At 62.2% G+C, this 8164-nt stretch carries 9 protein-coding genes and 2 pseudogenes; 1 reads left to right on the forward strand and 10 read right to left on the reverse strand.

The window, feature by feature from the left end; genetic code table 11:
• The first annotated feature begins 57 nt into the window (after positions 1 to 57).
• On the forward strand, positions 58 to 918 hold the full coding sequence (locus VEI45_RS10485; protein ID WP_324852837.1) for an amidohydrolase family protein: 861 nt from the start codon (positions 58 to 60) through the stop codon (positions 916 to 918).
• Between the two features lie 15 nt (positions 919 to 933).
• Here VEI45_RS10485 and VEI45_RS10490 read toward each other — a convergent pair whose 3' ends face one another.
• The 10 genes and pseudogenes from VEI45_RS10490 to VEI45_RS10535 all read right to left on the reverse strand — a co-directional run.
• Entirely contained in the window at positions 934 to 1779 is an 846-nt protein-coding gene (locus tag VEI45_RS10490; RefSeq protein ID WP_324852839.1) for a TauD/TfdA family dioxygenase, read from the reverse strand.
• Between the two features lie 13 nt (positions 1780 to 1792).
• Entirely contained in the window at positions 1793 to 2128 is a 336-nt protein-coding gene (locus VEI45_RS10495) for a hypothetical protein (RefSeq protein WP_324852841.1), read from the reverse strand.
• Complete coding sequence (locus tag VEI45_RS10500) at positions 2121 to 3392, reverse strand: aromatic ring-hydroxylating dioxygenase subunit alpha (protein WP_324852843.1); 1272 nt, start codon at positions 3390 to 3392, stop codon at positions 2121 to 2123. Before VEI45_RS10500 ends, VEI45_RS10495 begins: the two co-directional genes overlap by 8 nt.
• Before the next feature lie 12 nt (positions 3393 to 3404).
• Positions 3405 to 4157, reverse strand: a complete 753-nt coding sequence (locus VEI45_RS10505) for an SDR family NAD(P)-dependent oxidoreductase (RefSeq protein WP_324852845.1) — start codon at positions 4155 to 4157, stop codon at positions 3405 to 3407.
• A pseudogene (locus VEI45_RS10510) lies at positions 4154 to 4435 on the reverse strand (2Fe-2S iron-sulfur cluster-binding protein); the annotation flags it as partial. The pseudogene VEI45_RS10510 and the gene VEI45_RS10505, both read right to left, overlap by 4 nt.
• 86 nt (positions 4436 to 4521) lie before the next feature.
• The gene (locus VEI45_RS10515; protein WP_324852849.1) at positions 4522 to 4974 is read right to left on the reverse strand and encodes a MarR family winged helix-turn-helix transcriptional regulator; all 453 of its coding nucleotides are present in this window, start codon (positions 4972 to 4974) and stop codon (positions 4522 to 4524) included.
• Positions 4975 to 4976: 2 nt separating this feature from the next.
• A complete protein-coding gene (locus tag VEI45_RS10520) occupies positions 4977 to 6251 on the reverse strand; it encodes a metal-dependent hydrolase family protein (RefSeq protein ID WP_414687444.1) in 1275 nt (424 codons plus the stop codon).
• Entirely contained in the window at positions 6227 to 6556 is a 330-nt protein-coding gene (locus VEI45_RS10525) for a hypothetical protein (RefSeq protein WP_414687445.1), read from the reverse strand. Before VEI45_RS10525 ends, VEI45_RS10520 begins: the two co-directional genes overlap by 25 nt.
• Before the next feature lie 5 nt (positions 6557 to 6561).
• Entirely contained in the window at positions 6562 to 7827 is a 1266-nt protein-coding gene (locus tag VEI45_RS10530; protein ID WP_324852847.1) for an aromatic ring-hydroxylating dioxygenase subunit alpha, read from the reverse strand.
• 116 nt (positions 7828 to 7943) lie between these two features.
• Positions 7944 to 8164, reverse strand: a pseudogene (locus VEI45_RS10535) (acyl-CoA synthetase); the annotation flags it as partial.

Raw genomic sequence — 8164 nt, forward strand, 5'->3', positions numbered from 1 at the left:
CTTGTTTCAACCTGGTGAGCACCGAAAGGCGCGAGCGACTCGGATTCGGAGGACCTTATGGCTGGCTGTGCCGGGTTGCCGGTGTTCGACACGATGATCGGCTTTCCCCACCAGGGCTCTGGTCAGTACGACTTCATCCGCAAGCAGGCCAAGGACCGGGAGTCGCGGGAGAAGTTCGAATTCCCCGTTGAGTACATGTTCAAAGGAGTGCCGAAAGACCTGCCGACCAGCGATCCCATCGCAGTGACCCTGCACGAGATGGACCGCTTCGGAATCCAGAAGGGCATGATCGGCGTCGCCGACAAGACGTCGCAACTGGCGCTGAAGAAGTATCCCGACCGGTTTGTGCCGGCGGGGGCGATACCGGATCCCAACGACGTGATGGGGTCGGTCAAAGCCATTCACCGTGAACACGACGAGTTCGGCATCCGGGCCACGTCGGTATTCCCTGCCGGCACCTTCCCGCAGGTGCCTATCGACGACCCGAAGATGTATCCGATCTACGCCGCATGTGTCGAACTGGGCATACCCATCTTCGTGTGCGCCGGGGTGCCCGGGCCGCGGGTGCCGTTCGCGCCGCAGGACGTCGCGCGCATCGACATCGTGATGTTCGACTTTCCCGATCTGGTCTTCGTGACTCGCCACGGGTGTGAGCCGTGGGAGGATCTGGCCGTCAAGCTGATGCTGAAGTGGCCGAACCTGTACTACTCGACGTCGGCGTTCGCGCCCAAGTACTACCCGAAGGCGATCATTGACTACGCCAACACCCGCGGCGCGGACAAGGTGCTCTACGCCGGGTACTTCCCGATGGGGCTGACGTTGGAGCGAATCTTCACCGAGATGCCCAACGTGCCCTTCCGCGACGATGTGTGGCCGAAGTTCTTGTACGACAACGCCGCACGCATTCTGGGCCTGTAGGGGTCGAAGTCCGGGCTATTGGATGGGCTCGTCGCCGAGCACGGTGGTGCGCAGCATCTCTCGCGGCGAGTCCGTGTCGTAGGCTGCGGCGCGGTGCAGGACGCCCCGGTTATCCCAGATCACCGTGTCACCGATCGACCAGCGGTGACTGTAGACCTTGTCGGGCGCGGTGGCGCGGTCCAGTAATTCGGCCAGCAGCGCGCGGCCCTCGTCGATGTCCATGCCGACGATGTAGTCTGCCGACGCACCAAGCACCATCGATCTGCGACCGCTGTGATGCGTCCACACCAGCGGATGTTCGTGAGTGCGGCGTGAGCGCCATCGCGCCAGCTGTTCGGCTGTGGGGTCGGGAGTGACGCGTCGCTGTGAGGCTTCCAGCGAATGAATGACTTTCAACGACCCGTAGCGTTGTTTCTCGTCGGCATTCAACGCGTCATAAGCCGCATACGAGCTGGCGAACTCGGTTTCGCCGCCGCGTACGGCGACCTGCATGGCAGACAGCACGGTGGCTTTCTGCGGGTACTCGTCACCGAGCGGTGTGCAGCCGTCGATGTGCCAGTCGAAGGTCGCGCGTAGATATGCCGCCGACGAATTCTTCGACGGGTTCAGCGTGATCGGGTAGATACCCGGTACCGAGTGGTGACCGTCGGAGGAATAGTCGACCGCCCCGAGCCGGCGGCAAAACGCAACCTGTGCTTCAGGGTTCAGGTGCAGGCGCCGAAAGACCAGCACGCCATTTTCTTCCAGCGCGTCGAGCACCGCTTCGGCGATCATCTGGTCGGCGACCAGCCGATCGGCATCGATACCCATGACTTCCACGCCCACCGAGGTGGTGAGCTTGTTGATAGTAAGTAGGCGCATCACTCGCCTGCTCTCACGGCACCGGTTCGCTGACGCGAATCATGACGGCGTCCGCGGCGTCGGTGGGTCGGGGTTGATGCATGATCTCTACCGCCATCGCCACCATGATCAGCGAGTAGATGAGGTGCAGCAGGTTCAGCGCATCCTCGGGAAGGTCATCGAGCGAAAACTTGTCGCAGTACTCGATCGCGTCTTCCAACCGAGGGAAGAAGGCGTCGTAGAATTCCCGCATCTCGGCCATCGTGCTGGCCATTCGTTTTTCCCACCGCTCGGTTTCTGTTCCCAGACACCAGGTTTCGGCGTACAGCTCAAGTTCGGCGAAGGCGCTGGGTAGTAAAGCGTCAGCCATGGTCCGCCCCGACCGGCGTCAGCTCCCGCTGATAATCAGCCACCCAGTCGCCGACAGCCTTATGCAGATGGCGGACCAGGATCTCCTGATCGTTGAGCGGGAATTCATCGACAATGCCGGTCTCTAGGGCGGCCTGGGTACCGCCCAGCATGCCGGCATCCTGCAACGCGAATTCCTTGAGTACCACCGCGGCAACCTCGTGTTCGATGCGTTCACGCACACTGCGTGCCGGGGAAAATGCGGTGTAGGCCTCGAACCGGTGGGTATTGTGCGAGGTCGGCCAATATCGGTAGAGCAGATACCACCCGCCGTAGATCAGGATCTCCAGGTTTGGGAAGATCTGGAAATTGCTGATCCCCCAAGGCTCGATGCCGCCCGGGTTGAGGCCGGCCGGCAGCTCTCCCAAGTCTGGGGTTCGCCACGGGCCGACAAGCCCACTGCGAGTGGCGCGTTCGATGGGATACATATACTCCGGTGCCATCAGCCAGCGGCGGGTACCCGCTGTGGACACCAAGCGGTGCGGACCGTCGATTTGGAAATGGGCGCATTCGAATCCGGCGTTGGGATCGCGCACTTTCGGTGGAACCTGCTGCGGGTGCAGCGATGGTACGTGGTAGTACTCCTGAAACGCGTCGGCGAAGATCTTCCAGTTGCTGTTGTTGTCCGCGACCCAATCGTAGCGCTCGGTGAGCCGGTCGAACGGATATCCGTCGAGCGCGGTGATCATTGGTCCGAGGAACTCCCGCAGGCTTTGCCGCGGCTCGGAATCGAAGTTGACGAAGATAAAGCCGTTCCAAATATCGCAGTGCACCGACCGCAGCCCGTAGCAGCCGCGATCGAGGTCGAAGAACTCGGATTCCTGCTGCACGAAGGTGAGTGCTCCGTCCAGGTCGTACCGCCAGCCGTGGTATTTGCAGGTGAACTGCCGGCACACGCCTTTGGTTTCCTCGTTGGGAAAGTCGTTCCACACCAATTTGTTTCCGCGATGCCGGCAGACGTTGTGGAATGCGCGGATCGCCTGGTCTTTGCCTTTCACCACGACGATCGACGTGCCGACTGCCGCGATGTCTTTGGTGAAGTAGCTCCCGACGCGCGGCACATCCTCGACGCGGCCAACGTTGAGCCAAGCGCGTTTGAAGATCGCCTCGCGTTCGGTGGCATAGAACTCCGGCGACGTGGAGTCGCGGAACGACACTGGTCCGGTGCCCAGATCCGGGTAGTGTTCGGTCCAGCTACCCTCCACAGGTTTAGGCCATCGCGCCATGTGAACCTCCTGTCACATCACTGCTCCGCCGTTGACGCCGAGTATCTGGCCGGTGATGAACCCGGCCTCATCCGAGCACAAAAACCCAACGGCAGCCGCGATGTCAGCACCGGTGCCGAGGTGTTGCATCGGGATGCGTCGAGCTAATACTTCATTCGACGGCAGGTTCCCCTTGGCTTGGGATTGGTGCTGCATCGGGGTCTCGATGCCCGACGGGGGGATGTTGTTCACAGTGATACCCGCCGATGCATATTCGTGCGCAAGCGATTTCGTCAAGGTAATCACCGCACCTTTCGAAGCGGCGTAGTGGGCCATGCCGGGGGAGCCGCGTTGGGCGCTGGACGACGAGATCATCACGATGCGGCCCCAACCCGCGGCCAGCATGTCCGGCAGGGCCACCTGGCAGCAGTGGAAGGTCCCGGTCAGGTTGACATCGATGATCCGCGCCCATGATTCGGGGGTGATCTCAATGAACGGCGCGAAGCCCACCATGCCTGCGCTGGTGACCAAAATGGTGACCGGGCCCAGCCCGCTTCGCACTTTCGCGAACGCTTCCTCGACCGCGTGCCGGTCGGTCACATCGGTGGCCACACCGAGGGCGGTCACCCCCTCGGCTTGGAGTGCTGCGGAAACCCGCTGAGCGGATTGGCTATCGATGTCGAGAACCGCGACCTTGTGCCCGCGTCGGCCGAGCTCGTGGCAGGTTGCCTCACCCATACCCGAAGCGCCGCCGGTCACCACCGCCACCCGCTGGACATTGCTCATTCGTAGACGATTCGCACAGAGCGACTGGTCGGCATGGATTGGCAGGTCAGGATCCAGCCGTCGGCGACTTCCTCTTCGGTCAGCGCTTCGTTGTTGATCATCTGCACGCTTCCCTCCACCAGTCGGGCCATACACGTTGCGCATGAACCACTTTCACACGACGAAGGTACTGTCAGCCCGGCCATGCGGCCAGTTTGCAAAATGGTGTTGCCGCTCCGATACGGCACCACGGTGGTTCGCCGGTCCAGCTGAATCGTTACTTCCTCCGTGACAGTGTCGGTTGCGACGGCGGCAGCATGCATATTGTCTTCCTCCATCGCCAGCCAAGATATCAAGTACTTGCGATAGTTATCAAGTACTTGATTCAAGCCTCGGTGTGGTCGGTGAAGAGCGGGTTCCCGGTGCCCTGTTCGACCACTCGGGCCAGCAGGTCGTGCAGTTGCTGTCGTTCGTTGGAGTCGAGAACGCCGAACACCTGGTCATGGGCGGCCAGCGCGTCGGCGAGAACGGCGGCGACCACCGCGCGGCCCTGGTCGGTGAGATAGGTCTGCAGGATCCGCCCGTGCTGGGGATCTCGCTTGCGCTCAACGAGTCCGCGGCGCTCCAACGCGGTGATCGCCAACTGCACGCCTTGGGGACTGATGAGAAGCCGGCGGGCAAGCTCGGCCCCGGACAGGCCGGGTTCGTTGGCCAACTGGCGCATCAGGCCGATCTGCGCGGTGGTCACTCCGTGACCGCTGATCGCGTCATTGACGGTTTTCAATGAAAAGTGGAAGGCCTGCTTGAGCAGCCACAAAATGTTGTCGGTAAGTTCCATGCTCATCCTGCCCGCCGCTGGAGACCCTTATAGATCTGGCCATCCTTCATCACGAATTGCACGTCAAGGGTGGTGGCGATGTCCTGCGACGGGTCTCCGGGTACGGCGATGATGTCGGCAAGGAAGCCCGGGGCGAGCCGGCCGAGTTCATGGTCGGCTTCGATGAGCTCGGCACTGGTGATCGTGGCCGCGCGGATCGCCTGCATCGGTCTCATGCCACGGTCGACCAGTGCGCGAAGTTCCTTGGCGTTCTGACCGTGCGGGATCGCCGGTGCGTCAGTGCCACAGGCGATGCGCACCCCGGCCGCAATTGCCTTGGGCAACATCGCTTTTGCCTGCGGAAACACCTCAGCGGCTTTCTTGCGCAGTTCTGGTGCTACCCGGTCGACGGCCATCGCTTCGGTCAGATAGGTCGTGGAAACCAGGAAGGTGCCGTTGTCGGCCATCATCTGAATCGTCTCGTCGGTGGCGAGGAAACCGTGTTCGATACAGTCGATTCCGGCTTTGATGCAGGCGCGGATGGCGCTGTCGCCGATCGCGTGCGCGGCCACCCGCACGCCGGCGCGGTGGGCTTCATCGGCGATCGCGGCGAACTCCTCGTCGGAGTACTGCTGCGATCCGGGTGATGTGCTGTGCGACATCACCCCACCCGAAGCGGAAACCTTGATCACCTTGGCGCCGTGACGAATCTGGTAGCGCACGCAGGCCCGGACGTCGGGCACGCCGTTGGCGATGCCTTCGGCCACCGACAGCGGCATGATGCCGGGGGCCAGCCGTTGGAACACGGTCGGATCAAGGTGTCCGCCGTACGGTGTTACGGCGTGTCCGGCCGGAACGATGCGCGGCCCGATGTGCCAGCCCTGGTCGATTGCCCGCTGCAGTGCCACGTCGAGCAGATAACCGCCGGTCTTGACCATCAGGCCTAGATTGCGCACGGTGGTGAAACCCGCCTCTAACGTGGTGCGCGCGTTGACCGCTCCGCGCAGGGTGCGGTAGGCGGGGTCGTCCTGCACGCCGTGCATCGGGCTCGGCAACCCCTCCGGTCCGCCGGGACCGCCGATGAGCAGGTTGAGCTCCATGTCCATTAGCCCCGGCAGCAGCGTCACATCGCCAAGGTCTATCTCGGTAGCCGAAACCGGCGGTGACTCGGCGGGATTGACGGCCGCGATCCGGTCGTCGTCGACCACAATCACCGCCGGCGAGTGCACCTGGCCGGTGTCAACGTCCGCCCAGCGGGCGGCCCGTAGCACGATCACGGCACGGGTTCGCAGACGCAATCCAAAGTCGATGCGCCCGAATCGGGAACGCGAGGCTGCTTCCAGCATTCGACCGGGAAGGACACCATGATCATCGAGTACAGCAGGTGCATCAGGTTGATCACGTCCTCGGGCAGATCGTCGAGGCTGAACTTGTCGCAGTAGGCGAGGGCGTCTTCAGCACGCAGCGTGATGGCGTCATAGAAGGCCTGCATCTCGGCCATTGAGCTAGTGATTCGCTTGTGGTAGCGCTGCGGTTCGGTCGGCAGACACCAATGCGAAAACGGTTCGAGATCAACGAATTCGGGTGGCAGCTTGGCGGTCATCGCGGTCAGACTCCCACCGCTGTGCGCCGGTATTCATCGACCCACGCGGCGGTCTCGTGGTGCAGATGCCGCAACAGCACCTCCTGGTCATTGAGGACAAACCCGTCGACGGCACGTGATTCGATCATGGACTGCGTTGCCTCCAACGTGTTGGCGTCCTGCAAACCGAATTCTTTGAAGGTGACCGCCGCCAGCTCCTGCGCGACCCGCTCACGGGGAGTGCGCGGCGGCGGGAAATACAGTGTGCCCTCGAAGACATGGCTGTTATACGACGTCGGCCAGTAGTGGTAGGTCAGATACCAGCCCTGCCCCCAGATCAGGATCACGAAATTGGGAAATAGCTGAAACGAGTCCAGCCCCCACGGGTCGCAGTTGGCCGGGTTGACGCCAGCGGGGAGCGGGCCGATCTCAGGGCTGTCCCATGGCCCGAAAAGCCCACTGCGGCAAATCTCGTCGACCGGCTTGCGCATATCGGCGTCCATCTCCCAAGCCCGGACACCCGAGGTGCTGACCAGCCGGTGTGGCCCGTCGATGCGATAGTGCGGCGCCTCGAAACCCGCCTCCGCCGCGGCCTTGGAGTACTTGGACGGCGACTGGTTCGCGTGCAACACCGGCGCGTGATAAAACTCCTGGAACGCATCCAGATAGAGCTTCCAGTTCGCCTTCACTTCCGAGCGGTAACACCACCGCGACGTCATCTGCCCGAACGGATAGCCCTCCAGGCCGAGAACCATCGGACCGAGGAAATCCCGCAACGACTGCTGGGGTTCGGCTGCGAAGTTGACGAAGATGAAGCCTTCCCACACATCGCAGTGCACGGGTACCAGTCCGTAGCGGTTCTTATCCAGGTCGAAGAACTCACCTTCCTGTGGGACGTGAGTCAGGTTGCCGTCCAAGTCGTAACGCCAGGCGTGATACTTGCACCGAAACTGTCGGCAGAAGCCGCTGGTTTCCTCCAACGGCATGTCGTTCCAGACCAATTTGTTGCCGCGGTGCCGGCAGATGTTATGAAACGCGTTGATCTCACCTTGGGAGTTGCGCACAATGACGATTGACGTGTTGGCGACTTTCAGCTCCTTGGTGAAATAGCTGCCGTTGCGTGGAAGTTGCTCGGCGCGCCCGACATTCAGCCAGGCTCGCTTGAAGATTGCCGGTCGCTCAAGCTCGTAGAAGCCCGGTGATATGGAATCCTCGTAGGACACCGGACCGGTCCCCAGATTGGGGTAATGCTCGGTCCAGCTGCCTTCCGGTGGCTTGGGGAAACGAGCCATGCCTGCTCCTGTCGATCACGACCACCCGCCCGCAGCGCTGACCGTATATGCTCTACGCGGTAATCGCAAGTAATTGATATTAGGCCCCCCGGAGGCTGACCATGACACCGTGCTGGCTAACGGCGGATGGGCCACACCGGATCGGCGCAGTCGAGGCCCTCGGTAGACAGCTGCCGCTTGAGCACCTTGAACGTCGCCGTGCGCGGCAGCGTGGTGCTGACCCGAATGTATGACGGCCACTGCTTGGGTCCAAGGTCGGTCTGCTCGCTGAGGAACGCGCGGAATTTGTCCGCGTCGAACTCGGCGCCGTGGGTCATCACCAGCGCGGCCATCACCT

This window comes from Mycobacterium sp. (genome assembly GCF_035623875.1).
In the GTDB taxonomy this organism is placed as follows: domain Bacteria; phylum Actinomycetota; class Actinomycetes; order Mycobacteriales; family Mycobacteriaceae; genus Mycobacterium.